Genomic DNA, 25,429 nt, shown 5'->3' on the forward strand with positions numbered 1-25,429 from the left:
GGAAACCGGATTTCACGAAGCCCGTCTTTTAGCTGCATTCATCGGCGATTATAAACAAGTAAAAGAGATGTAAATAAACGCCTGGGTGAAAGATTTCAGTTCATGGGATATGTGATCAGGCTTGTGAAAATCTTTTCGTTAAAACGCCTTATTTTAAGTCGAAGGTTTTTGAGTTTGCAGCGGCCGAAGCAGAATTTGGAAAACGTACCGGTTTTGTGTTAATGGCCGAGGCTGCCGTTCATCTTAAAAAAGAAGCGAACGAAACTTTTCTTGCTTTTCTTCCGATTATTGAAAGAGAAGCTTATGACAACCGGAATTTTGTTAAAAATTTCATTAACTGGGCGTTAAGGCAAATTGGCAAGCGTAATGCATTCCTGCATGGGCAGGCCATCCAAACTGCAAACAATATTCTGGCACAGAACAATAAAAAAGCAAATTGGGTAGCTTTAGATGCGCTGAGGAAATTAAACAGCAATGCTGTATTGGCGAAAGTTAATCCTTAGCCTTATCAAACGCTTGGCGCTCTCCGCCAATCGCTCCCCGCCCTCACTTCTTACCCTACATCAATGCACAGCAAGCAATACTGTATTAACTTTGTATCATAAATAAGAAAGGAAATTTATGTCACAGTTCATTTTGCACAAAGAAAACACCCGCGGTCATGCTAATCATGGCTGGTTAAATGCACATCACTCATTCAGTTTTGCAAACTACTACAATCCTGAAAGGATGCACTTCGGAGTTTTAAGGGTTTTAAATGATGACTTGATTGATGGTGGAATGGGCTTTGGCGCTCACCCACATGATAACATGGAAATTATTACCATTCCATTGGCTGGTGCAATTGCACACAAGGATAGTATGGGTAATTCGGCCACAATTAAAAATGGAGAAATCCAGGTAATGAGTGCCGGAACTGGTGTGAGCCATAGCGAGTTTAATGCAAATGCAGACGAGCAATTAAATTTATTGCAGATATGGTTGTTCCCTAACAAGAAAAACGTTACACCACGTTACGATCAGCAAACATTGGATGTTGCGGCGAGGCATAATAATTTTCAACAGATTTTATCGCCAAATGCGGATGATGCCGGTGTCTGGATTCACCAGGATGCCTGGTTCTCATTAGGTAAATTCGATGCCGGATTTGAAACTGAATACAAAATCAAAAAAGCAGGGAATGGTGTGTATGCTTTCATCATCAATGGAGAAGTAACCATAAACGGACAAGTGCTGAGCAAAAGAGATGGATTAGGTATCTGGGATACCGATAGCATTAGTTTTAAAGCCAATAATGCAGATGCAGAGGTTTTATTGATGGATGTTCCGATGGAATTAAACTAAACTAAAATAATTTAACCAAACCTCGCAGGGTACAAAAACCTGCGAGGTTTATTTATGTAAAGAACTATGCAAACTGCCATACTTTATATCGGAAGAGATACTGAAATTACGACGGTAATGAACCGCCTGTTGAATGCCAGGCCAGAGTGGAAAGGTATCTGTGTATGCACGGATGATGAAGCTATCGAGATTTGCCAAACACATGAAATAGATTTGGTGCTGCTGGGAAACGGTATTGATGCAATATGTGAAAAAGCATTGAGAGAAAAACTAACTGAGCTTAAACCAGAATTAAAAATTATCCAGCACTATGGCGGGGGAAGTGGGTTATTGTATGGGGAAATCATGACAGCGATGAGCTAGGATTTTTAAGATGATAGGATTTCAAGATCAGGGCTCATAGAATTTACTTCTTATCAGCACATAAATCTTTCCTTAAATCACATTAATCCTGGCTCTTGTTATCCGGATGCTTAGTATTATAAACTCTTTTAAAAGTTAGGCTCCTGCTTCCAAAATTGATCAATAATCCTACGGGAAGTTTATATGCTTCAAGATAGTTAATCGCTTGCGCAAGATGTGCATCATTTAATTCTGATACAGCTTTCAATTCTAACATAATCGTATTTTCAACAAAAAAATCTACCCTTCTATACCCAATTTTAATATCACGATAAAAAATATTCATCGTCATTTCTTCATTGTAGGATAATTTTTCTATCCGCATTTCGATACCCAAGGCTTTTTGATAAATCTTTTCTTGAAAACCTGAGCCTAGAAACGAATGAACTTTCATTGCACAGCCAATAATGCGGCCTGTTAAATCACCATATTTCATCATAATAAATAAAATTTTATGTAAGAAATAAGGATTCTCTTGTGAACTAAGATAAACTATATAATCCTAAAATACAATAACACTGAAACACTATGGTACTGAAATTCTGAAGCGCCATGATCCTGGAATCGAATAATCCTATTTAATCCTGGCTCTAACTAATGTAATCTCTGTCCTCGTCGCTTAAGGTATTTTTCTTTTCAATCGAAGGTTGATTTCTCTCAATCTCATCATCGTAACTGCTTACTGTTTTCCGCGGACGACCCACTACAAAGCCAATAATAAAACCAATGATAATGCAAACACCGATAACCAAAAGTTTAGATACCGGAACCGTGATAACCAAAAAATTGAAATCTACGGGTTCGGTATTTACCATCAAAAATATGGTCAGCAATGCGGTCAAAATAATAATCGAAATTGTTTTTGCGCTCATGGTTTTAAAAGCTATAATTAAATGAAAACTCTAATATCGGATTTTGATTGTAAATCTGGTTGACAAAAACCAATCTCGCTCCTAAATCTACAACAGGTTGATAGCGTAAAATGTTTACGCTCGTGTTCAATTCTACCCCATAAGTTTTCGGATCGTTAAATGTGGTGCCCTTGCCGATGTTCTCATAGTGGCAAAATAAACCTGCCCTGAAATTCCTTATGTAAGCCAGCGGACCCAACTCCCAATCGGGAAAGGCAAATGGAAAGCGGTAGTTGAAAAGTAAGCTGTTCTGCAGTTTGCTTTTTGCTAAGATGTTGTTATATCCATACACGGTTGCAATCTCTGTTGCATACTGGTTTACACCACTTGCTTTTTGATAATTGAAGCTAGCCAGGAAGGAATGATTTTTTGCAAAGCCTGGAAAGTAAAGGAAGCTTTCGAGCGCTAAAATTTCTCCCCCTAAATTTTTATCGAAAGGTTGGTGGTTGTAAGTTACCCTGAACACTTGCGCCCACTTGGGTGCAATATCTCTTTCAGTAGTGCGCACACTATGGTTGAAAGTAAAGTTGTATTCCATCGGAAATTTAAGCTCCTGTATAAAACCGGTTGGCATGTTTTCCGGCATGTACCTTTGCGTAAAACTCGTTGCCGCGTTTAGTGTAAAAGCATAGTTCTCATTACGCATATTAAACGATAGCGGAACCGATGCGTTAAGCTTGATATAGTTCTCTCTCCAATCGCCTTGTTGTATCGCATTTTTAGCTCTGTAGAACGTTCTTTTCGGGCGGTTGCGGTATAATACACTGAACACCGGATAGAGCGCTTTATAGCTAATGTCAGCTGTGTATTCGAAACGTTTTAAATCGCGGTGGTATTTTGCACCCGAATAAAAGTCCATAGTGTTAAGCAGGTTGTTCGATTGCAGTTCTAAACCAAAAATGTATTCGTTATCAATTACCGGAATAATGCTGTGGATGCTGAAAAGATTTAAAGCTTGGTGGTAACGTTTAGATTGGTAAATGCTATCCGGTATTTTGTCGAAAACATTCCCGACATTTTCCTGCTTTTCTGCAGCGGCCGAAAAATCTACAAAGTTATTTTCACCTACAGGTTTTTCGGTAATGCTGGTTTCAGCAATTTCATAACCGTTGATTTTGTAATCGTTAAAAATGATTTTTCCATCACTGGTTTCGGTAGGGTTAAAGGTGCCGTACTTAGATGCGCTGAGTGTCGTGATTTTTTTAGAAACAGGATCAATCCAATAAATATTATCGATGCCATTGAAGTGCGCATTGAAAGCAATTTTACCGTTAATAAAAACCGGGCGACTGAGCTGTTGTCTGCTGTTAGAAATCAATGCTGATTTTTTCTCTCCATCTATCAGCCACAAGCTTTTTCCTTTTTCAGTTACGCTGATATAAGCAATCTTATTTCCGGTTTTATCGAAAGCTGGTGTCTGCAGTATTTCATTGTCTGGATTTGGATAAGTCTTTAATGTTTTTCCTGAAGCGGCATCGATCTCTACCAAATTGAATTGGTTATTGAGTTCAACTTTGGCTGCAATAATTTTCTCTCCGTTTTCAGAAAGGCTAGGGGAGAAGAGCCTGCTTTTGCTGCTTAGCTTATTGAATTTTTTCGTCTTTAAATTATATGAACAGATTACGCTATAACTGCGCTGTTTGTATCTCGGATCGTAACGGATTTCATCCCAAACCAGTAAGTCATTTTTTAAGCTGAACCAGGGCTGTTCCTGGTAACCTATTCCGAATAATTTTTGCTCCGTTTTATCTTCGTTTATCAGGACAAAATAACGGGCATCTGCCTTGCTTTCTTTAAGTGCTAAAATCTGGTTTTTGTTGATCCTAACTGGTAAGAAATAATTCGTGGCCAACGATGTTTTTTTATTTAAACTTTCATAGTTTTCTGAAGCTGATTTTTCTTCCTGTATTTTCCATTTTCCAGCAAGCTTATTTTGGGTAGCTAGAAAATATTGTCGTGTATTTTCCCCGGTATATTTTTTTAAGCTTTTTGAAAAGGGGTAAGGCCTCATCGGTCTTTTTCTAATGTCGCCAAGTAAGCTATCGGAAATAAACTGACCGTATTTTTCTTTCATGTCTGCTACCATCAAATATCCGGTTTGGTAGTAGCCTGGCGTCACATCTTTGTTCGAACCAAAATAGGCTTTGCTGTAGCTGAATTTTTTGCCTTCCAAAATTGAGGTCCGGTAAGGCATGATCCAGTTTGGCTGTCGGCCCCTGCCCGAATAGGTCAGCGCCGTTTCGTTAACCACCGCATCGCCTTCGAAAAACCAGATAGGTATGCCTGCACCAAAGTAGGCAAAGTAAACAAGTTCTGGGAATGGGTGTGCTTGTGTTCCTGTCAATTTGTCAAACTGTGCGATGTGTCTAAGCTCATGTACAGCGAGGTTGTTCAGCCAATCCTGACTGTCGAAAAACTGGGGTGGTGTAGCATAAAATTCAGACTTCTTCGGACCCAGCTGAACAAAGCCGTTTGCAACCGTTCCGCGGTTCTGTAATAGGAGTGGGATAGTGGTTTTTTGTTGCCTCAAACCCAAGCCAATCTTGGTGTAGATATGGGGTAGGGTGTTGGCCATCCTTTGGGCTTCTTTCTCCAGTTCTTCAGGATAGATGATTTTAAAGCCTCCCGATGAAATGTAGTTCCATTTTACACTAAGTGGGTTTTGTGCAGTGCTGAAAATTTGCCCAAAAACGGATGGTGAAATAAAATTTAAAGTAATTGCACTTAAATACTTGATAATTAGTTTTTTGTTTGCTTTTTTTAAATTCATCTAAAATCTTTGCTAAAATATTTAGTTTTTTAAATTTTAAAGGTATTCTTAAACGTAAATTTTTAATTTATATTTATTATCATAAAATACTGATTTATAAATATTAATGAAATTTATGTAAATTCATTAAATGTTGATTTTATTGTGGTTTTTAACTTGATTTTACTTCAGATTTAGGCGCTTCATCATATTTTTTATCAATAGTAATTTATTGATTTAATTTACACTTATTAATCGATTTTCCTTGAAAATTTTTGCCGCTTTTTAAATTTTAGTATGAATTTTAGAATGAGGTTTCTGTCGTGAGAATTGAGCCTGAGTCTTGTTAATTTCTGAATCCTTCCTTATGATTTATAAGAGTTAAGAATTGCCCCGGTTTATTTGCTTATGTAGAGAATAACCATTATCGTAAAATTGATTTATTCCCAGTCTGAAATTAGATTTTTAGAGCCGTAGACTCTGGAGATTTATGCCGCTTAATGTATAAATTGATGCCGATTTAAAATTCGGTTTTATAGGGTAATGATTTTTTTTATGACAAAATGTCTTTAATTTTTATCGCGTAATTCAGACTGATTTTTCGTCATTAGGCCCGGATTTAACTTTCACAACTTGCGATTTCCAAATCCAGGTGGTTCCGGATGTTGTAGTTTAGCATTTAAAAACTCAGTTTATTATGGCTTGAACCAAGGTTTTAACACTAAAATTTTTGTCTGAATTTAACTTCAGGTATCCCGATTTGTATATTTTTTTAATGTTTTTGGGCCTTAAAACTCCGGGTTTTTGACTGGATAATGCGATTTCCTTGCGATATTCTCAGGTAAAGGGCTTTTGGATCTCTTTTTTTTGAAAAAATTATTTTTAAGCTAAAACTGCTTTATTTGTTGTTTAATGGCGCTTTTTGATTGGTTTTTGTATTATTTTTTTAGGACTGGGAATTGGTCAAATTTTAGGGATTTTTAAGCTATTTATGCTAAACTTGAGTACATGATGAGGTCTATTTTTCGATATGTTTTCTAATTATTATATTTTTAAAAGCTCAGTTTTTCAGTCGAAAAAGGATAGTTTTATATGATGCTGATAAGTTGATTGAAGACCTTAGCATTCGGGTATTTGCTTTAACTAGGCGTATTTAGTTTGGCGGGATTCAATAATGTTAATACCTTTTTGTTGGGAATAAAAATTGGATTTTGGGCTGGTTTTTACTCGATTTTATATTGGTATAGCTGGTGATTTTTGAAGCGATTTTTATGGGGTTTCAATCTTAATTAATTATGCTTTTTAAATACTTTTTGTGTTATATTTTATTCTGCTTTTTTGGGTATTTATAAGCTCTTTTATAACTCTCGTTTCGTACTTTTTTTTAATCTTAAACAGGTGTTTTTTCGATGTGATTTTTGTTTGAGTATTTGTTATTTTTGCTAGTCTATTATTGAGTGGTATTGTTGAGGTTTTATGATGCTTATCTGTTGGTTTGGGTATTGTTTTTGGATGTTAAGCTCTGCTGTCTTACACGCGTTAGCATAGGGTTTTATTTCGATTTTTTATGTACAAGTAAAATGCTGCATAATCGTTTGTATGATGGTGCTTATTTAGCTTTATGAGGTGCTTCTCTTTTGTATCAGTTACCTCATTTTGTTGGTGACAAATTCCAATCTGCATAGATGGATTAATGAAAAAATATCCAATTCATTTTGGCTTGCATTTAATGTTTTTAGTTTCGCTTATGTGGTTGTGATGTGGAGACTTGAGTATATAGGGGGTAAAGTAAAGTGGTATTAGATATTGCATGATATCGTCATTTCGAATGGCATGTAACGAAGTTGATAAAGCGATTAAATGAATCTATTTCCAGGTAATTTATATGCAGCAACGAGTCTATAAATAAAAATTCCTTAGGGTTATCGTCATTTCGAGCGGAGTGCAACGAAGTCGAGAAATCTGTCTAAATAGATCTCTCCATTTCGCTGCGCTACAGTCGAGATGACGACGATTCTATCGGATTCTGTTAATGGTAGTGGAGACAGATTAGTTAAGCTTCCGAATGCTTAATGAAGTAAAATTCGGCTTGATAGATCTCTCCACTTCACGTTGCTCCGGTAGAGATTACGGCCCGTTTTGATGAAAGGTGTAGGTAGTATTGTTGTGTAGTTTACCAAAAGGGTTCTACAGCTTATTCTTTCTCTTTTTGTAAATGGGATAGAGAAAAATCGAGCCTAAAATAATCGTTGCACCGATATAAAAACCACCAGTCATCTGTTCTTTATTCTGAAAGAAAATGAACGCCAATACAATGCCGTAAACAGGTTCAAGATTTGTAATTAAGGCTACCCTGAAAGCCGACAAAGTTCGCATTACCGCAACACCTGCAACATAGGCAACTGATGTGCAGAGCGTACCAAGAAGAATAAGATAGAACCAGTTTTTGGTACTTAAATTGAATGCTGTGTGCATTAGTGTTCCATCATATAACCGGTAAAGCGTGATCCAGAAAAGCGCACCCACAAGTTCATAAAAACTGATAATGGAAGGTTCACTTTTTTGTACTAACGTAGAATTTATGGTTGAAAAAAGACTGGATGCCACTGCTGCTAATAAACCAAAAATAATTCCTAAGGTATACTGACCTTCGAATTTAAAGATCATATATATGCCAAGAATGATCAATAAACCAATCAGAATATCGCCTATTTGTATTGGCTGTTTTTTGATCAGCGGCTCTAAAATCGCTGTAAATAAGGTGAACGAAGAAAGGCATACCAAGGTTACCGAAACTGTAGAAACCTTAATGGCATGAAAGAAAAAGATCCAGTGAATGGCTACAATTCCGCCGGTTAGAAAGAATTGAATAAACTGCTTTTTGGTTATTTTAATATTCTTTTTGGTGATTAAAAACCACGCTAAAAGTGTAGCTGCGGCAATCAATACCCGGTACCAAACCATGGGTACTGCATCGATAGAAATTAACTTGCCAAGCACGCCTGTAAAGCCCCAGACAAATACCGTAAGATGGAGGATAAGTAAATTCTTTTTGGTGCTGTCCATCGCTATTTTGGTGCTTTTCTTAATAGGTAAAAACCTAATAAGCCAAAGAATAATGTAGGCATAATAACAGCAGCAAAGGGAGGTAATCCGCCTTTAGTCGAAAACATCTGTGTGAACTGATTAAATACGATATAAGCGAAGCTAATAAAGATTCCTATACCTAATGATACACCGACCCCTCCGCGTACTTTGCGCGACGATAGTGCCACGCCAATCAGCGTTAGTACGAAAGCGGAAAGCGGGTGTAAGTAACGTTTGTATTTTTCAAACTGAAGGTCATTCATTACGCCTGTTCCGCGGATCTTTTCTTTCCTGATCTTATCAGAAAGCTCCTTCGTAGTTAAATTTTGCACCACATTATCATATGCTGAAAAATCATCAGGACGCATATCCAGAATAGTATCTTTAAGCTTTCCATTGCCATAAATCATGGTTTCTTTCAGACCGTCAATCTTCCGGATGGAGTAGTTACTCAACTGCCATTTGCGTTTAAGCGAATCCCATTTTATATTTTCTGCAACAATCTTTTTGGTCAGCACATCTCCGCTAAAATTATCCAGAGAAAACCGGTATCCTGAATTCGTTTTGTTGTCGAAATTATCAATATAGATATAGGTTTTGTCATCCAGTTTCATATGGATGTTTGATTTTGTGGAAGGATCATTACGTTTTACATACGTATTCTCGAAGCTATTTTTTAAAGTATTGGTATAAGGAAGGATGTACAGATTTGAAAGTAAGTTGGCTGAGAAAATAATCGTAGCCGATACCAGGTAAGGAAATAAAAAGCGGTTAAAACTCACCCCGCCACTTAAAATTGGTACAATTTCAGTCTGATCGGCCATTTTTGCGGTAAAGAAAATCACTGCAATAAAATTGATCAGGGGTGAAAGCATATTCACATAAAAAGGAATGGAACCTGCGTAATATTTGGAGAGGATTCCCCAAAAACTCAAGCCACTTTTCATAAAATCATCCATCTTTTCAGATAGGTCGAACACCACAATAATGATCACAAAAATGGCCAGGGTATAAATAAATGTACCCAGGTATTTCCCGATAATATACTGATCGATGATTTTTATTCTTCCTTTTAACAGACTCATTTTATAGTTTGTTGCCTAATACTTTAACCATTTTGTTTTTCCACTCGTAAAATTCACCAGCAATGATCTTTTCCCTGGCTTGTTTCACCAGCCAAAGATAGAAATGCAGATTATGCAAGGTAGCAATTTGAGCGCCAAGCATCTCCTTACTATGTACTAAATGTCTTAAATATGCTTTACTGGTTACTAAATCAGCATGAAGATCGCTCTCTGTATCCAATGGAGAAAAATCGTTCTCCCATTTTTTATTCCTGATGTTGATAATCCCATTTCTGGTAAAAAGCATACCATTTCTGGCATTTCTGGTTGGCATTACACAATCGAACATGTCGATACCCAGTGCAATATTCTCCAAAATATTGATCGGTGTGCCCACACCCATTAAATAACGTGGTTTTTCTTCTGGTAATATATTGCATACCACTTCTGTCATGGCATACATCTCTTCAGCCGGCTCACCAACAGATAAACCACCAATGGCATTGCCCTCACGGTTCATGCTGGCAATAAATTCTGCCGATTTTATACGCAAATCTTTATACACCGAACCTTGTACAATGGGGAATAACGTTTGGTCAAAACCATATTTAGGTTCTGTTGTATCAAAACGTTCGCAACAGCGTTTTAACCAACGGTGTGTCATTTTAATTGATTGCGCTGCATAAGTATAGTCGCATGGGTATGGCGTACACTCATCAAAGGCCATAATAATATCGGCACCTATGGTACGCTGAATATCCATCGCATATTCAGGAGTAAAAAGGTGTTTCGATCCATCAATATGGGAGTGGAAAGTAACACCTTCCTCCTTAATTTTACGAACTTTACTTAAAGAATACACCTGGTAGCCGCCACTATCTGTTAAAATTGGACGATCCCAGCCAATAAATTTATGTAATCCGCCAGCTTTTTCAAGAATGTCTAATCCTGGTCTTAAATATAAATGGTACGTATTGCCAAGAATGATTTTAGCATCAATATCGTCTTTCAGTTCGCGCTGATGCACGGCTTTTACCGTTCCGGCAGTACCCACAGGCATAAAAATAGGGGTTTGTATTTCGCCATGAGCAGTTGTTACTGTTCCGGCTCTGGCTTTAGATAGTGGATCGTTAGCCTGTAAACTAAATTTCATCTGTTTCTATTTATTTTTCTCCAATTATTAAGTGGAGTTTACCGCCATCAAAGTCCGTTTTATTAAACGAATTGCTATTTTGATGGCAGGCGGTTTATATGTGTTTTTTCTCGTCGAAAATCTGCCAAAAATAGCAAAAATTGAGGGCATATTTTTGTTTAATTTTTTATCCACATAAAAGTGATTTACAGATTAAAAATGAGAAATTTGCGCCTGTTTATTTTAACATCGTGATATTAACCCTGATTGAAATTATTCTGCTCTCGATATTGGCTTTTTGCCTTTTGGTGCAGCTTTACTATGTACTTTTTGTTCATTTAAAATTGGCTAATGTAGGTATCGAAGAGATTCCCTTGTCGGCTCAAAAACCGCTAAGTGTAATTGTTTGTGCCAGAAACGAAATTGTGAATTTAGAGCGGTATCTGCCTGTATTATTAAGTCAAAATTATCCGGAGTTCGAAATTGTGGTGGTTAATGATCGCTCCTGGGACGGTACAGAAGACTTTTTAGAACAATTAGAGAAGAAACACCGTAACCTGAAAGTAGTTAAGATTTTAGATAACGATAAATTTATTGCAGGTAAAAAATTTGCGGTAACCATGGGAATAAAGGCCGCTAAATATGATTGGTTAGTTTTTACTGATGCAGATTGCACACCAGCTTCCGAGTATTGGTTAATGGATATGCAGCAGCCTGCTGAAGAAAATACGGAAATCGTTTTGGGCTATTCTCCTTACATGAAAAAAAGAAGTCTTTTAAATGCACTGATCAGGTTTGAAACCTTTTTTACTGCTGTAAATTACTTGTCTTTCGCGTTAAAAGGTATGCCCTATATGGGCGTTGGACGCAATATGGCTTATAAAAAATCGCTTTTTTTCAAAAATAAAGGCTTTGCAGCACACATGCATATCCCATCTGGAGATGATGATTTATTTGTAAATGCACATGCCAATAAATACAATACCGAAATCCGTTTACACCGTGATAGTCATGTTTGGAGTGAACCTAATAATACCTGGCGAGGCTATCTGAGACAGAAAAAACGTCATTTTGGTGCCGGAAAGTTCTATAAATCAAAACATAAGTTTATTTTAAGCCTGCAGATTGTTTTCCAGTTTTTATTCTATGCTTTCTTTGCCGCATGTATGTTTTTTAGTCGCGAGGCGCAATATATCGCTTTAGGAATCCTCGGATTAAGCATCATCATCAGGTGTTTTATTTATCCAAAATTGCTGAAACGCTTAAACTATAGCGATTTGCGTTGGTGGTTCCCGATTTTAGATATACTTTTGTTTCTGTTTTTAACCCTAAACGGATTTTTAGCCTTATTTGGCAAGAAAAAAGTAAACTGGAAATAATTCAATAATCCTTTAGTAATTACAATATGCCTGATGTAAAGCCCGATATCGTTTTAAAATATTTCCCTGATTTAAGCGAAAAACAGATTGCCCAATTTTCACAACTGTTCGAATTATATAGCTTTTGGAATTCGCAAATCAATGTAATTTCGAGAAAAGATATTGAAGAATTATATGAGCGCCACGTATTACACTCGTTGGGGATAGCTAAAGTATGCAATTTTAAAGCTGGCGAATCAGTTTTAGATGTGGGTACTGGTGGTGGTTTTCCGGGCATCCCATTGGCGATTTTGTTTCCCGAAACGCAATTCTATCTGGTAGATTCTATTGGAAAAAAGATTAAAGTAGTAAAAGAAGTGGCTTCGGCATTAGGTTTGGAGAATTTAAGAGCCGACCATTTAAGAGCCGAGCAGATTAAAGAGAAATTTAACTTTGTCGTATCGAGAGCTGTTACGCGCTTAGGCGAATTTTATCCATGGATTCAGGGCAAATTTAAAAAAGACTCCTTAAATGCCATTCCGAATGGGATTTTGTATTTAAAAGGTGGCGATTTAGCTGAAGAGATCAAAGAATCAAAACTGAAAGCAGAGTTGTACCCACTTTCAGCTTATTTTGAGGAAGATTTTTTTGAGACTAAATATGTGGTTTACGTGCCACAGTAGTTATCTTGTACTTAAAATATTATCTTTTACTATTTACCACTACTTTTTTTAGTTTTTGGTTCAACTGGCGGTGGTGGTACTGGTAAGTTCTTTTTATCTTTTTTTACAATAGGTGAAGCGAAACGAATCTGATCAACTTTTGGAGCACCAGACTTTTTTGATTTTAAAGCACCTGGTTCAACTGGCGGTGGTGGTGGTAATCTTCTTGCTTCTTTTTTATGATTTGCAGCAATAGGAACTTCATTAATCGTTATTTCTTTAACTTTTTTGGATTTTGATTGATTAGGTTCTTTAGGCGGAGGCGGTGGTAACCTCTTCTTATCAGCTTTTTTCCTGGTCGTATCCTGAAGAACGATGGTTAAGCTTTCCTTTTTTTGCCCAAATTGGATGGTAGCATAATCTTTTGTAAATGCCATTGTAGAGAGGCATAACATAAATCCGGTTAACGGAAGGATAAATAACAATTTGAGCCTGGCCCATTTTGCAGATTTTTTTTGGTTTAACATACTTATTCTGTTTTTTAGTAATGATGAAGTGAAAAAATGGTTGCTAAGCGTAACTTCCTGGTTTCCATAAGAATTTTGGATCAGAAATAATGCGTATTCGTATTTGGCAATATCTGTCCTGGTGGTAGCGTCATCAGCAAGGTATTCGTGTATGAGCCTGATGTCATTCTTAATAAAATATATGATTGGATTGAACCAACTGGAGATCTGTACCAATTCGAATAATAAAATATCAAAACTATGCTTCTGCTTAATATGAACCATTTCGTGCTTTAATACCGTAGCCTTTTGGTTCATATCGGGATCAATAAAGAGTAGATTAAAGAATGAAAATGCCATTTTTGAGTTTTGGATTTCAATAAATGTGATACCATTTTCTTTATTCTTACGGGCATTTCGCATTAATTTTGCAATGTGCCTTAGTCCCCAAAAAACTTTTAGTATTAAAACTGTTGAAATCGCCAGATATAACAATAAAAGAATATTTTCCAGATTTAAAAATGATTTAGATTCTTCGATCTGGGGATATCCTGTATAGTTGAAAACCATTTCCTTTTTTAAAAATCCCAGCTGATAAAATGGAAGTATAAAAGCGAGTATCGAGCTGAAAATCAGATAATACCTGTTTAATCCGTAAAAGGTTTCCTTGTGGAGCAATAATCTATAAAATCCAAAAAATAGGATAAGGTATAGATTTGCTTCGAGTAAATAATATAACCAGCTCATCATTTGTTTTTTTTAAGTTTCTCTGCCAATTGAATAATTTCATTGAGTTCTTCGTTACTCATACTTTTTTCTTTCACCAGAAAAGAAACCAGACTCTCATAAGAGTTTTCAAAGTAATTGTTCATCACTTTATCTATTGCAAACTTTTTATAATCAGTTTCTTTAATAATAGGGAAGTAGATGTGTGTATTCCCGATGGCCTTATGGTCAACAAAACCTTTTCCTTCCAAAACTCTGATTACTGTAGAGACCGTGTTGTAAGCGGGCTTGGGTTCGTTCAATTTATCGATAACATCTTTTACCAGGGCTTCGCCCATTTCCCAAAGAATGAGCATTACCTGTTCTTCTGCTTTTGTGAGTTCTTTTATCATAGCAACTATTTTTATAGTTTGGTTAATTGAAGTTACTACTATAAAAATAGTTTGCAAACTATTTTTATAGTTTTTTGTGTAATTTACTGATATTCAGATGAATAATTTATTGTTGGAATGTAAAGGCATAAAAAAACCTGCCGGATAGGGCAGGTTTAGATCTATATCAATCAATTTATTAAAATTTTTCCAACTTTCTTGGATTGTCCATCATGATCATTTTATCCTTTAACAATTGTTGTAAGCCAGTTTGTGTGTCGATACTTTTTACCACATCCAGTACAGCACTTGCAGCATTACTGAAAAATGGTTTGGTGATGGTAGAATATTCATCTGTAGCTTTATGGTAATCTTTGTGATCTTCCACGCCAAAATATAAGAATGGAATATTTTTAGCATTAAATGCGCCTTGATCACTCTGGTTGGTCCAGTCGTCATGACCTTGTTTAGGATCGTCGTGGCCGAAAAGTAATTTGATATTGGTTTTAGTCGTATCTACATATTTCTTTAAATCAGGATATTTGAAAGTTCCACATACATAGAGCTCACCTTTATCACTATGACTGATCATATCCATGTTTAAATCAACAGCGATAGTATTAACAGGCACTGGTGGATTACCTACAAATGCTTTTGCACCCTGTAAACCCATTTCTTCCGCATCGAAAGCCGCGAAAATGATCGTATTATTCGGCTTGTTCTTAGCGAAATAAGCTGCAATTTTTAATAAGCCTGCAGTTCCTGATGCATTGTCATCAGCACCATTATAAACTTCATCTTTAATTACCCCTAAATGGTCGTAATGTGCCGAAACAACAATTACATTGTTTCCTTTACCAGGAATGTAGCCGATTAGATTTGTTCCATTCACTTTTGCGCCAGATCTTCCATTAAAGGTAAATTCCTGTGCATAGCTTACATGCTGTGGGTAGGATTTTAAACCCAGTTTCTGAAACCTTTCTATAATGTATGCCCTGGCCATTTCGGCCCCTTTTGTTCCGGTTTTTCTACCTTGATAAGCATCTGATGATAATACTTCTACATCTTTTAATAATTGGGTATCTAATTTGCCTGAATCTGTAGCTCCAGTTTTATTTTTTACTGATGAACAGCAGCTTAGCATCATTGCTAAAGGAAGGATATATAGGATTTTCATGACTTAGGGTTATAGTATGATAGAATCGTCATGCTGAATTTATTTCAGCATCTTTCCTGCAATATAGACCCTGAAATGAATTCAGGGTGACGGATCTAAATTTAAGTTTTAATTGGAAATCTTTTAATATAATTAATTGTCAAACGCAGGTTTAAAGATCGTTAAAATCATCAGGGATTGATATTTTACCTTTAAACGCACCAGGAATCCTTTTAGCAAGAAGTGGCTTATCTTCTGTTAAAAAGGTAACTATAACTTCCGTTTTGGTCTGTACAGGCGCTTTTTCTTTCAGCGTTATTTTTCCTTTTTCATAATATCCTTTAACTGCAGCTAACATATCTTTTATTGTTATTAACAAATATACATTTTTCGTTACGCTATTCAAACGCTGTTTGCTTTACTGTATTGCGTTTCTAAACCTGATGGGAACGGAATACTTTTTATTTGCGGCAGCCTTGAAAACGTTGTCATGCTGAGGTACGAAGTATCTTTCTCATAGGTTGAAGATGCTTCGTACCTCAGCATGACAAAAAATATAAAAATATCGAATGACGGAAACAATAGATTTGTTTGCTTTAGACTTATTAAGTTTTTTAAAACTTATAGGTTTGTAAGTGCTTACGCCGCCACTTCTCTTAAATCTACGGCAACCACCCTCGAAACGCCCTGCTCTACCATAGTTACCCCATAAATGATATCGGTACTGGCAATGGTACGTTTGTTATGTGATACGATGATAAACTGCGATTGATCTGAGAATTTTCGGATAATATTATTGAATTTATCAATGTTGGTATCATCCAATGGGGCATCAACCTCGTCGAAAATACAGAAAGGCGCAGGTTTTAACAGGTAAAGTGAAAACAATAGGGCAGTAGCTGTTAACGTTTTTTCTCCACCTGATAGTTGGTTAATAGATAATGGCCTTTTCCCTTTTGGACGGGCAATAATATCAATATCGGCCTCTAAAGGATTGTTGATATCTGATAAAATCAGGTCGCAGCTATCTTCTTCGTTAAATAAAGAGCGGAAAACCACAATAAAATGTTCGCGGGCCTGAGTAAAAGCCTGCATAAATTTATCTTTAGCCGTATCATCGATTTCTTTTATGGTTTGTAAAAGATCAGTTTTGGCGGCGTTGAGGTCTTTTTTCTGATTCTGGATAAAAGTATAACGCTCTTCCATTTCTTTAAAAGCTTCCATGGCCATAGAGTTGATGGCCCCAAACTCATCCAACTGACGCTTCATTTTTTCTACTTTCTGGCGCAGTTCGAACTCGCTTTCCAGCGCTTCAATTTCAGTCTCGGTTTCTAAAAGGTCGTTAATATCTATATTAAACTCGACAGCTAAACGTTCTTTTAAGGCATTTAAGTCGATTTTTAAAGCATTCTTTTTATCCTTGATTTCGGTTAATAAGAAATCAGTTTCTTCGCGGTTTTTGCGGATATTCGTCAGGTCGTTTTCTACCTCGTTAATGCTTCCTTTACTTGAAAAATATGCCTGCTCGGCTTCAGCAAGGCCTTTTTCCATTTCTTCCCGTTGTTGATACATCTCCAAAAGCGTATCGTCGTTAAGATCGGTATGCTGTAAGGTTGCCGTAATTTGGATTAGGGTTTCCTGTAATTCTTTGTCGTTTTGGGCAATGCGCTTATTTAAAGCTTCTTCCTGTACAAAACGGTAATCTAAATCTTTTTCTAAACCTGATAGTTTATTCTGTTGCTGGTGAAAACGGATGTTATCCTGGTTGTACTTACCCGCACTTTCATTTACCTGATCGGCAATTTCCTGATAATTAAGCTGTTGTTCTTGTAGGTTGATATGCGCTTCCTGCTGATTTTTTTGCAGTTGAACCAATGCGGGTAACTTCTCCGACAAGGCTTTTTCTATAGATACGATCTTTTGCGCGATATCCGTTTTGCGGTTTTCGCTAGTGGTGATAAACTCCTGATATTGATCGCGGCGGGTCTGCACAGAAATGTGTTCGTTGTTTAAACGGTTCATTTCCTGTTGTAAAGCATTAATCTGGTTAATTTTTGAAGCCTCTTTCAGGTTAAATATATTGTCTGTTTCGGCTTTTATAGCTGCATTATACTGATTAATCAGTGATTCTGAAGCTTTAATTTCTTTAGCCAGATTTTCTAAATTCTTCGCACGACCAATCCTTTTTCCTTCAAATAAACCCACCGATCCACCTGCCAAAGTAAATCTCGTTTGGGCATATTTTCCATTTTTGGCCAAAATGGTTAAACTCTCGGTTGGTGTGGCTTTAAATAAATTTTCCTGCTCGGCTATTGCGATATATACATTTTGTAAAAGCAGGTTGCAGAGGTGCTGGTATTTTTTGTCGACTTCGATTACCGATAAAGCTGAAACCAATCCTTCGTGAGTACCAATAAGCGGGTTTTTATCGGGAACATTTTCTAAAATAAAGAAATTCGCCCTTCCACGGCTGGCATCGGTTAAAAGATTAATGGCCTGAACGGCATCTGCATACTGATCAACAACATAGTGGTTCATTACCGGTTCGAGGTAATTTTCTATCGCGATGCGGTAATCTTCATTACAGAATAAAATATCAGAAAGGAGCAGGGCACTTTTGGCAAAAGCATTGTTTTTCTTTAAAAAACGGATCGATTCCGGGAAACCTTCCAAACTATCAACCAGCGATTTGGTCAGGTTATATTCGTTCTGTTTGGCATCTTTTTTACGGTTTTCGGCCGTAAGTTTTTCTTTGTTTAAACTGAGGTTAATTTCGGATGTAGCCAGTTTTTCTTTCAAAAGTTCTTCCGCTTCTGTTAAGTTTTTAATATTGGCCTGTTTTTCCCTTACCTGGATATCAAGTTCGGCTAATGCATGATCGAAAGCCTTTAACTCTAAGGTTTTGGTTTCGGTATCATCAACATTCCGGTTAGTTTCCTGTACCAGGGCATCTTTCTGGATATTCAGGATATCAATTTCTTTTTGCGATTGGTATACCTGGTTTTGTAGCTCGTTAACCGATTTGATCAGATTGTCAATCCTGTTTTTCTCGGTCTGTTGTTGCTCGCGTAAAGTATCAAGCGTAGATTTCAGTAGCTTTAAATCAGATCCCAGTCGGTTAAAAACCTCTGTTTCTGTTAAAACTTCTTCATTTAAACGTTTGATGTTGTATTTAATGTGGTTAACCTGGTTTTTATCTTTTTCGAGTTCGCCGGATAAACGTGTTTCTTTTTCCTGTAAAAAACGCATCTGCTCGTTCTTTACTTTTTTCTCGCTTTCGTAAGCGCGGATTTTAGAAACAACCTCATTTGTGGCCTTTTGTTGTACAGAAAGGTTTTTTTCCTGGTTGATACTACCTAGTTTAAGTTTTTGCAGTTCGGCTTCAACGGTATCTATTTTGGTACTGAGTTCTGTACGGTTCACCTGTTGACTTTGCTCCTGTGTTTCTAAAGCATTTAAGTCGGTACGGAAGAAGGCAATGCGATGTGTAGCCAACTGAATACTCAGTTCGCGGTATTGCTCTTTTAACTTATAATAACGTTCAGCTTTGCGTGCCTGATTTTCTAAGGTTTTAAGGTTTTTTTCGATTTCGAAAAGTAAATCTTCAACCCGCTCTAAATCGGCCTCTGTGTCTTTTAATTTGCTGAAAGTCTGTTTTTTGCGTAATTTGTATTTCGAGATTCCCGATGCTTCTTCAAATAAGGAACGGCGGCTATGTTCTTTATTGGTAATAATTTCATCAACCATTTTCAGCTCAATAATAGAATAACTATCAGAGCCGATCCCGGTATCCAGAAAAAGGTCGGTAATGTCTTTTAACCTGCATTGAACATCGTTTAAACGATATTCACTATCGCCATTTCTGTAGAGTTTACGTGTTACGGTAACCTGTGAATAAGCGGTAGGAAGAATGTTCTTGGTATTATCAAAGCTTAATGAAACCTCTGCAAGCTGTGCCTGTTTACGGTTTTTTGTTCCGTTGAAAATGATGTTCTCCATCTTTTCCGATCGCAAGGCTTTAGTGCTCTGTTCGCCCAAAACCCAGCGCATGGCATCGATTACATTAGATTTTCCGCAACCATTCGGACCAACGATAGCAGTAACACCCTCATTAAAATTGATGGTCACTTTATCGCCAAAGCTCTTAAAACCTTTAATTTCTAACCTGGTAAGTTGCATGGTTTGTCATCGGGAGAACCCAATCCAATATTAAGGATAATTTTGTGGTTTTTCAACTTTTTAACCATGGTGTTTTTAACCGCAAAGAGCGCAGAGAGAAAAGCGCAGAGAGCCTTGAGTTAGACATAATTTTCATTAGCATTCGTCATGCTCAACTTGATTCAGCAGCTATTATGTAAATCTATAAAGATCCTGATCCCGATGTAAAATCGGGACAGGATGACGATCTTCGTTGATTTACGTGGTTAAATGGAAATCTGCGTTTACTTCACAATCATCAGTTTTGCAAACTTAAGCAGCAACTGTTTATTGCCTAAGCCCTGGAAAAACACTGTTGCCTTAACATCTGGTAAGGTTCCCTCTAAGCTGATAATTTTTCCAAAACCGAATTTTTCGTGCTCAACTTCCATACCCCCCTGAAATTCATGTGGTTGTGATGGGGTGAAACCAGGTGTTGGCACGTGTGCTTTTGCCAGTAGTGATGTCGTTTTCGGACGTACAGGTGGGGCAGAAGTGGTTGCACCAGCAGCTGGTTTTGGTTTGCTGATAAAGTCGCGGGGTTGTGAAGTCCATGATTTCCTATCATCATCAAAGTTTCCGTCGAAAGTAGTTGATTTAGCAGGTTTAACATCCAACTCTAAAAACTTCGGACTAATTTCATTAATGAAACGGCTTGGTTCGCAGTTGGTTAACGTTCCCCAGCGGTAGCGGGAAGTGGCATAAGTGAGTGTCAGTTTTACTTCGGCACGGGTAATGGCAACATAAAACAAACGGCGCTCCTCTTCTAAATCAGTGCGGTTGGTTAACGACATTTGTGATGGAAACAGATTTTCTTCCAATCCAACAATAAAAACGTTTTTAAACTCCAATCCTTTGGCTGAGTGGATCGTCATTAAAGAAACGGTATCCTTATTTTTATCACCATCTTTATCATCATTGGTTAAAAGGGCAACATCCTGCATAAAAATATCAAGACCTTTTTCTTCAATGTCTTCTCGTTCTGCAAACTCCTTAATACCATTTAATAATTCCTGAATATTTTCGTATCTCGCACGCCCTTCCACACTATCATCAGTATATAGCTCTTTTAAAATACCGGCATGTTGGGCAATAAACAAAGCTGTATCATAGGCATCCAGCTTTTTCGCTTCTGCCTGGAAGCTTTGCACCATCATGGAAAAATCGTTCAGTTGATTGGCTAAACGCCCATCTACATATTCGTGCGCATTCGAAATTACATCCCACATGGTTTTTCCATGCTGATCTGCCGCAACAATAATTTTATCAATAGAAGTATCGCCAATACCACGTTTAGGATAATTGATTACACGTTTTATAGCCTCTTCATCCTTCGGATTAAAAGTTAAACGGAAATAAGCAATTAAATCTTTAATCTCTTTGCGTTGGTAAAAAGACTGACCGCCATAAATCCGGTAAGGAATATTCAGTTTACGTAAACCTTCCTCCATCGCCCTGCTTTGCGCATTTGTACGGTATAAAATGGCGAAATCGTTGTGCTGGTATCCTTTTGTACTGCGTTCCTGGATAATGGCTTCGGCAACTAATTTACCCTCTTCGTTATCGGTAAACGCACGCGAAACTTTAATTCTATCTCCTTCTGCATTTTCAGAAAATACATTCTTTTCGAGTTGATTTTTGTTGTTGGCAATAATACTGCTTGCAGCATCAACAATATTTTGGGTAGAACGGTAATTCTGTTCTAATTTATAAACCTTTAAATCAGGATAATCGCGTTCAAAATTTAAAATATTCTGGATGTTTGCTCCACGAAACGCATAAATACTCTGTGCATCATCACCTACCACACAAATATTCTGATAGGCAGCAGCCAGTTTTTTCACAATGGTATACTGCGAAAAGTTGGTATCCTGGTACTCATCCACCATCAGGTATCTGAATTTCTGCTGGTATTTATTTAAAACATCCGGGTGTTCTTTTAATAAAATATTGGTTTTGAACAACAAATCGTCGAAATCCATTGCGCCAGCCCTGAAACAGCGTTTAGCATAGGTTTCATAAATCTGGCCAATTAATGGGCGTTTATTCTGAATATCTTCAGCCTGTATCTGGTCGTTAGCCTGGTATTCGCCCCATGAAATTAAATTATTTTTAGCTGATGAAATTCTGTTAAAAACAAAGTTTGCTGCATATAATTTATCATCCAACTGCATTTCTTTCAAAATAGCTCGGATTACACTTTTACTATCGTCGGTATCGTAAATGGTAAAGTTGCTTGGATAACCGATTTTTTCGGCCTCCACACGTAAAATTTTCGCAAAAACAGAGTGAAATGTACCCATCCAAATGTTCTTCGCCTCTGCACCAACCACTTTACTGATACGCTCGCGCATATCTTTACTCGCTTTGTTGGTAAAGGTTAAAACCAGAATATTAAATGGATCGGTACCGGTTTGGATAAGATGGGCTACACGAAATGTAATTACCCTGGTTTTGCCCGAACCTGCACCTGCAACAATCATTACTGGTCCTTTTGTGTTCTCTACTGCTGCTCTCTGTTGTGGGTTTAATCCTGCTAAATAATCCAAATCGGCTCCTGTTTTTTTGAGGTTCAAAAATAACAATTCCTGTCGCTTTTTGCCAAAGTTGTTAGTAATTAGTTTAAAACCTAAAGTCATATTTTATCGTTCGTCATTCTGAACCCGTTTTATTAGCTGTTCTTGTTGTTTTTTAGGTCTAATAGCTAATCGTGGCCAGGATCTGGCAGTATTGACTTATATGTCCTTATCTATCTTATATGGTAAAATGAACCTTGTTTTTATTGGGGCTAATATGGCTATGGTAGATCTGCTCCTTTGGTTTTTTAGAAAAGCCAAACCTTTATTTCATTGGGTTGTGTAGCCCTTTGCTTTGCTCATACGCCTGCAGGCCTTAAGCACCAGGCCGGTATCTGCTTCGCCAAGGTTTATTTAAATTGAGTTTGTGCTGCTATTGAGGTTTTAAAACCAACAGCTTTATTTTACGCCCCTCATTCTGAACTCGTTTTATTAGCTGTTCTTATTGTTTTTTAGGTCTAATAGCTACTTCGTGGTCAGAATCTATCCGGTATTGGCTTATATGGCCCTTATCTATCTTATATGGTAAAATGCCCTTGTTTTTATTGGGGCTAATATGGCTATGGTAGATCTGCTCCTTTGGTTTTTTAGAAAAGCCAAACCTTTATTTCATTGGGTTGTGTAGCCCTTTGCTTTGCTCATACGCCTGCAGGCCTTAAGCACCAGGCCGGTATCTGCTTCGCCAAGGTTTATTTAAATTGAGTTTGTGCTGCTATTGAGGTTTTAAAACCAACAGCTTTATTTTACGCCCCTCATTCTGAACTCGTTTTATTAGCTGTTCTTATTGTTTTTTAGGTCTAATAGCTACTTCGTGGTCAGAATCTATCCGGTATTGGCTTATATGGCCCTTATCTATCTTATATGGTAAAATGCCCTTGTTTTTATTGGGGCTAATATGGCTATGGTAGATCTGCTCCTTTGGTTTTTTAGAAAAGCCAAACCTTTATTTCATTGGGTTGTGTAGCCCTTTGCTTTGCTCATACGCCTGCAGGCCTTACGCACCAGGCCGGTATCCGCTTCGCCAAGGTTTAGGTAAATTGGGTTTGTACTACTATTGAGGGTTTAAAACCAACAGTTTTTCACGCAAAATGGCGGGATTTTGAGTTAAATAAATGCAGGATGCTGTCAGAATTACACACTGATGTTTTAGGTATAGAATTTGATATAATCTGATAATGGAAGAGAAAAAAATAAATAAGGATATTGAGTTTTCCGATATCCCGGATGGGGATAACAAGGATATTTATGCCAACTTAAAAGAGAAACTGGAAAGTGTTGAAAAATTTCCGGGTGTTTACAATTTTAAATTTATCATTACAGGCGGTTTAGATAAAATACAGGATTTACGTGCCATTTTACCCAATGATGAGTTTATTGAGCAACCCTCAAAAACCGGTAAATATGTTTCGATTACGGTAAAAAAGACCATGCAGAATGCTGATGAGGTAATTGCTGTTTATAAGCAAGCCGCAAACATCAAGGGGATTATGATACTGTAGGCTATCCCGCACATTTAAAATGATTTCTTTTGGTTTTTAGAAAAGCTAGATCCGTATTTCATTTTTGAGGTTGTATTGTGCACTTACGCTGTTCGTAAACCTGATGGTAGCGGCAGCCCCGAAGCATGAGGGCTACAGCGAACAGCAGGACCGCAATCTCCAATGAAAAACCATCCTTTCATTTCCAATCAATAAAAGATATTATATCGCCTAATAATCAACTACACATAAAGCCATCATGCTAAACTTGTTTCATGATCTACCCTGTATTGGCTTATATGTATCTTAAATGGTAAAATGAGCCAAAGTTTTATTCAAACCCTTATTTTGTCTATAATGAGGTTAAACAGAGCCATTTTTAACGGCCCAATCTACCATCGAATCTAATACCTGAAACAGATCCTGTCCTGATTTTGTAAGGCTATACGTAACTACGGGCGGAATAACGGCTCGCGCATCCCGATGAACGAGGTCATCATTTTGCAACTGCTTTAAGTGTTGTATCAGCATTTTCTCTGTAATCTCTGGTATAGCACGTTTTAACTCGCTGTAACGTTTTGGCCCGCTCATTAAATGAAAAATAATGATGGGTTTCCAATAACCACCAATTTTTTCCATTACAAAAGTAACAGGGCAGCTGGTTAGCGCTACGCCTTTATTAAAATTACGGGTCGAACTTTCTTTAATGGCTGTCATAGTTACATACTTTGGGGTAAGTACTTGTATAAAAGTAAGCACAAATATAGCTTTGTATTCAATATTTAAAAACAAAAAATCATGAAAATAACATTAACAGGATCAACAGGTAATATTACAAAGCCGCTAGCCGAAATATTGGTAGCCAAAGGCCATGAAGTGAAAGTGATTAGCAGTAACGCTGACAGGGCAGAAGAAATTAAATCGCTTGGCGCTATACCCTTAATTGGTAGTGTAAGCGATATTAAATTTTTAACAAATGCATTTACCGGGGCTGACGCTATTTACACTATGGTTCCATCAGATTTTGCAGCACCAAAATTTAGGGCATATATTAAAGGTATCGGCGAAAATTATGCTGCTGCCATAAAAGAGTCGGGGGTTAAAAAAGTAGTGAATTTAAGTAGTGTAGGTGCAGATCTGTCTGATGGAACTGGCCCAATTGCCGGATTGCATGATGTGGAAAATATTTTTGAAACATTAAATGGGGTAGATGTAAAACATTTGCGTGCCGGTTATTTCTATATCAACTTTTTAGCCAACGTCGATATGGTTAAACATGCAAATATATTGGGATCTAATTTCGGTGCAGATGCCAAACTTGTTTTGGTGCATCCCCGCAACATTGCTGAAGTAGCTGCTGAAGTATTGGAAAGCAATTTTACAGGTAAAACCATACAATACGTAGCCAGTGATGATGAAAGTACGCCGGCTGATGTTGCAAAAGCTTTGGGCACTGCCGTGGGTAAGCCAGAATTACCTTGGATTGAATTTAACGATGAAGATGCATTTAACGGAATGGTAGGCGCAGGTTTGCCTGAAGAAATAGCCAAAAACTATGTAGAAATGGGCGATGCGATAAGAAGCAAAAAACTTTTTGTAGATTATTATAAAAACAGACCTGTTTTAGGTGGCATTAAACTTGAAGATTTTGCCAAAGATTTTGCTGCAGCATATCATAGCTAATTAAAGGATAACAGTTGTTCGGTTTAG

Annotated in this window: 20 protein-coding genes; 7 read left to right on the forward strand and 13 right to left on the reverse strand. The window is 37.2% G+C overall.

Translation table 11 applies throughout. The features are described from left to right. The first annotated feature begins 107 nt into the window (after positions 1 to 107). From IM793_RS04875 to IM793_RS04885, 3 genes are all read left to right on the forward strand, one after another. A complete protein-coding gene (locus IM793_RS04875) occupies positions 108 to 503 on the forward strand; it encodes a DNA alkylation repair protein (RefSeq protein WP_370629763.1) in 396 nt (131 codons plus the stop codon). A 118-nt stretch (positions 504 to 621) separates the two neighbouring features. After that, the gene (locus IM793_RS04880; RefSeq protein ID WP_193419993.1) at positions 622 to 1,344 is read left to right on the forward strand and encodes a pirin family protein; all 723 of its coding nucleotides are present in this window, start codon (positions 622 to 624) and stop codon (positions 1,342 to 1,344) included. A gap of 66 nt (positions 1,345 to 1,410) precedes the next feature. Then, entirely contained in the window at positions 1,411 to 1,707 is a 297-nt protein-coding gene (locus IM793_RS04885; protein WP_193419994.1) for a hypothetical protein, read from the forward strand. Between the two features lie 82 nt (positions 1,708 to 1,789). Here IM793_RS04885 and IM793_RS04890 read toward each other — a convergent pair whose 3' ends face one another. The 6 genes from IM793_RS04890 to tgt form a co-directional block, all read right to left on the reverse strand. Beyond that, on the reverse strand, positions 1,790 to 2,182 hold the full coding sequence (locus tag IM793_RS04890; protein WP_193419995.1) for a GxxExxY protein: 393 nt from the start codon (positions 2,180 to 2,182) through the stop codon (positions 1,790 to 1,792). Between the two features lie 154 nt (positions 2,183 to 2,336). Next, on the reverse strand, positions 2,337 to 2,618 hold the full coding sequence (locus IM793_RS04895; protein WP_193419996.1) for a lipopolysaccharide assembly protein LapA domain-containing protein: 282 nt from the start codon (positions 2,616 to 2,618) through the stop codon (positions 2,337 to 2,339). Between the two features lie 4 nt (positions 2,619 to 2,622). Beyond that, on the reverse strand, positions 2,623 to 5,427 hold the full coding sequence (locus IM793_RS04900) for a hypothetical protein (RefSeq protein WP_193419997.1): 2,805 nt from the start codon (positions 5,425 to 5,427) through the stop codon (positions 2,623 to 2,625). A gap of 2,166 nt (positions 5,428 to 7,593) precedes the next feature. Further along, positions 7,594 to 8,472: a DMT family transporter gene (locus IM793_RS04905; RefSeq protein WP_193419998.1), complete on the reverse strand. Its 879-nt coding sequence runs from the start codon at positions 8,470 to 8,472 to the stop codon at positions 7,594 to 7,596. A 2-nt stretch (positions 8,473 to 8,474) separates the two neighbouring features. Then, the gene (locus IM793_RS04910; RefSeq protein ID WP_121286730.1) at positions 8,475 to 9,578 is read right to left on the reverse strand and encodes an LptF/LptG family permease; all 1,104 of its coding nucleotides are present in this window, start codon (positions 9,576 to 9,578) and stop codon (positions 8,475 to 8,477) included. A gap of 1 nt (position 9,579) precedes the next feature. Further along, on the reverse strand, positions 9,580 to 10,710 hold the full coding sequence (gene tgt, locus IM793_RS04915) for a tRNA guanosine(34) transglycosylase Tgt (RefSeq protein WP_193419999.1): 1,131 nt from the start codon (positions 10,708 to 10,710) through the stop codon (positions 9,580 to 9,582). A gap of 140 nt (positions 10,711 to 10,850) precedes the next feature. On the opposite strand from tgt, the gene IM793_RS04920 reads away from it, so the two are divergent. After that, positions 10,851 to 12,068, forward strand: a complete 1,218-nt coding sequence (locus tag IM793_RS04920) for a glycosyltransferase (RefSeq protein WP_370629760.1) — start codon at positions 10,851 to 10,853, stop codon at positions 12,066 to 12,068. A 26-nt stretch (positions 12,069 to 12,094) separates the two neighbouring features. After that, on the forward strand, positions 12,095 to 12,730 hold the full coding sequence (rsmG, locus tag IM793_RS04925; RefSeq protein WP_193420000.1) for a 16S rRNA (guanine(527)-N(7))-methyltransferase RsmG: 636 nt from the start codon (positions 12,095 to 12,097) through the stop codon (positions 12,728 to 12,730). A 29-nt stretch (positions 12,731 to 12,759) separates the two neighbouring features. Here the strand turns inward: rsmG and IM793_RS04930 are convergent, their stop codons facing one another. The 6 genes from IM793_RS04930 to IM793_RS04955 form a co-directional block, all read right to left on the reverse strand. Next, positions 12,760 to 13,965 carry a M56 family metallopeptidase gene (locus IM793_RS04930; RefSeq protein WP_193420001.1) on the reverse strand — a complete coding sequence of 402 codons (1,206 nt, stop codon included), beginning with the start codon at positions 13,963 to 13,965 and terminating at the stop codon, positions 12,760 to 12,762. Then, on the reverse strand, positions 13,962 to 14,333 hold the full coding sequence (locus IM793_RS04935) for a BlaI/MecI/CopY family transcriptional regulator (protein WP_193420002.1): 372 nt from the start codon (positions 14,331 to 14,333) through the stop codon (positions 13,962 to 13,964). The genes IM793_RS04930 and IM793_RS04935 overlap by 4 nt, the downstream gene beginning before the upstream one ends. A 178-nt stretch (positions 14,334 to 14,511) precedes the next feature. Further along, entirely contained in the window at positions 14,512 to 15,489 is a 978-nt protein-coding gene (locus IM793_RS04940) for a M28 family peptidase (protein WP_193420003.1), read from the reverse strand. Positions 15,490 to 15,640: 151 nt separating this feature from the next. Further along, entirely contained in the window at positions 15,641 to 15,826 is a 186-nt protein-coding gene (locus IM793_RS04945; protein ID WP_193420004.1) for a hypothetical protein, read from the reverse strand. Positions 15,827 to 16,107: 281 nt separating this feature from the next. Further along, complete coding sequence (smc, locus tag IM793_RS04950) at positions 16,108 to 19,647, reverse strand: chromosome segregation protein SMC (RefSeq protein WP_193420005.1); 3,540 nt, start codon at positions 19,645 to 19,647, stop codon at positions 16,108 to 16,110. Positions 19,648 to 19,910: 263 nt separating this feature from the next. Beyond that, positions 19,911 to 22,214 (reverse strand): ATP-dependent helicase, encoded by a 2,304-nt coding sequence (locus IM793_RS04955; protein WP_193420339.1) that lies wholly within the window; start codon positions 22,212 to 22,214, stop codon positions 19,911 to 19,913. Positions 22,215 to 23,416: 1,202 nt separating this feature from the next. Between IM793_RS04955 and IM793_RS04960 the strand changes: the two genes are divergently transcribed. Next, positions 23,417 to 23,740, forward strand: a complete 324-nt coding sequence (locus tag IM793_RS04960; protein WP_193420006.1) for a DUF493 family protein — start codon at positions 23,417 to 23,419, stop codon at positions 23,738 to 23,740. A 342-nt stretch (positions 23,741 to 24,082) separates the two neighbouring features. Here the strand turns inward: IM793_RS04960 and IM793_RS04965 are convergent, their stop codons facing one another. Beyond that, a complete protein-coding gene (locus tag IM793_RS04965) occupies positions 24,083 to 24,436 on the reverse strand; it encodes a helix-turn-helix domain-containing protein (RefSeq protein WP_193420007.1) in 354 nt (117 codons plus the stop codon). Positions 24,437 to 24,517: 81 nt separating this feature from the next. Between IM793_RS04965 and IM793_RS04970 the strand changes: the two genes are divergently transcribed. Continuing rightward, positions 24,518 to 25,402, forward strand: coding sequence for an NmrA family NAD(P)-binding protein (locus tag IM793_RS04970; RefSeq protein WP_193420008.1), 885 nt, complete (start codon positions 24,518 to 24,520; stop codon positions 25,400 to 25,402). Positions 25,403 to 25,429: the final 27 nt, after the last annotated feature.

The sequence above is a fragment of the Pedobacter sp. MR2016-19 genome (assembly GCF_014947265.1).
Classification (GTDB): domain Bacteria; phylum Bacteroidota; class Bacteroidia; order Sphingobacteriales; family Sphingobacteriaceae; genus Pedobacter.

What these genes read in the sequence shown, in the direction of transcription:
- IM793_RS04895 (WP_193419996.1), bottom strand. Translation starts at nt 2,618, where the DNA reads ATGAGCGCAAAAACAATTTCGATTATTATTTTGACCGCATTGCTGACC.
- smc (WP_193420005.1), bottom strand. Translation starts at nt 19,647, where the DNA reads ATGCAACTTACCAGGTTAGAAATTAAAGGTTTTAAGAGCTTTGGCGAT.
- IM793_RS04960 (WP_193420006.1), top strand. Translation starts at nt 23,417, where the DNA reads ATGGAAGAGAAAAAAATAAATAAGGATATTGAGTTTTCCGATATCCCG.
- tgt (WP_193419999.1), bottom strand. Translation starts at nt 10,710, where the DNA reads ATGAAATTTAGTTTACAGGCTAACGATCCACTATCTAAAGCCAGAGCC.
- IM793_RS04930 (WP_193420001.1), bottom strand. Translation starts at nt 13,965, where the DNA reads ATGATGAGCTGGTTATATTATTTACTCGAAGCAAATCTATACCTTATC.
- IM793_RS04905 (WP_193419998.1), bottom strand. Translation starts at nt 8,472, where the DNA reads ATGGACAGCACCAAAAAGAATTTACTTATCCTCCATCTTACGGTATTT.
- IM793_RS04965 (WP_193420007.1), bottom strand. Translation starts at nt 24,436, where the DNA reads ATGACAGCCATTAAAGAAAGTTCGACCCGTAATTTTAATAAAGGCGTA.
- IM793_RS04880 (WP_193419993.1), top strand. Translation starts at nt 622, where the DNA reads ATGTCACAGTTCATTTTGCACAAAGAAAACACCCGCGGTCATGCTAAT.
- IM793_RS04910 (WP_121286730.1), bottom strand. Translation starts at nt 9,578, where the DNA reads ATGAGTCTGTTAAAAGGAAGAATAAAAATCATCGATCAGTATATTATC.
- IM793_RS04885 (WP_193419994.1), top strand. Translation starts at nt 1,411, where the DNA reads ATGCAAACTGCCATACTTTATATCGGAAGAGATACTGAAATTACGACG.
- IM793_RS04935 (WP_193420002.1), bottom strand. Translation starts at nt 14,333, where the DNA reads ATGATAAAAGAACTCACAAAAGCAGAAGAACAGGTAATGCTCATTCTT.
- IM793_RS04970 (WP_193420008.1), top strand. Translation starts at nt 24,518, where the DNA reads ATGAAAATAACATTAACAGGATCAACAGGTAATATTACAAAGCCGCTA.
- IM793_RS04890 (WP_193419995.1), bottom strand. Translation starts at nt 2,182, where the DNA reads ATGAAATATGGTGATTTAACAGGCCGCATTATTGGCTGTGCAATGAAA.
- IM793_RS04900 (WP_193419997.1), bottom strand. Translation starts at nt 5,427, where the DNA reads ATGAATTTAAAAAAAGCAAACAAAAAACTAATTATCAAGTATTTAAGT.
- IM793_RS04945 (WP_193420004.1), bottom strand. Translation starts at nt 15,826, where the DNA reads ATGTTAGCTGCAGTTAAAGGATATTATGAAAAAGGAAAAATAACGCTG.
- IM793_RS04940 (WP_193420003.1), bottom strand. Translation starts at nt 15,489, where the DNA reads ATGAAAATCCTATATATCCTTCCTTTAGCAATGATGCTAAGCTGCTGT.
- rsmG (WP_193420000.1), top strand. Translation starts at nt 12,095, where the DNA reads ATGCCTGATGTAAAGCCCGATATCGTTTTAAAATATTTCCCTGATTTA.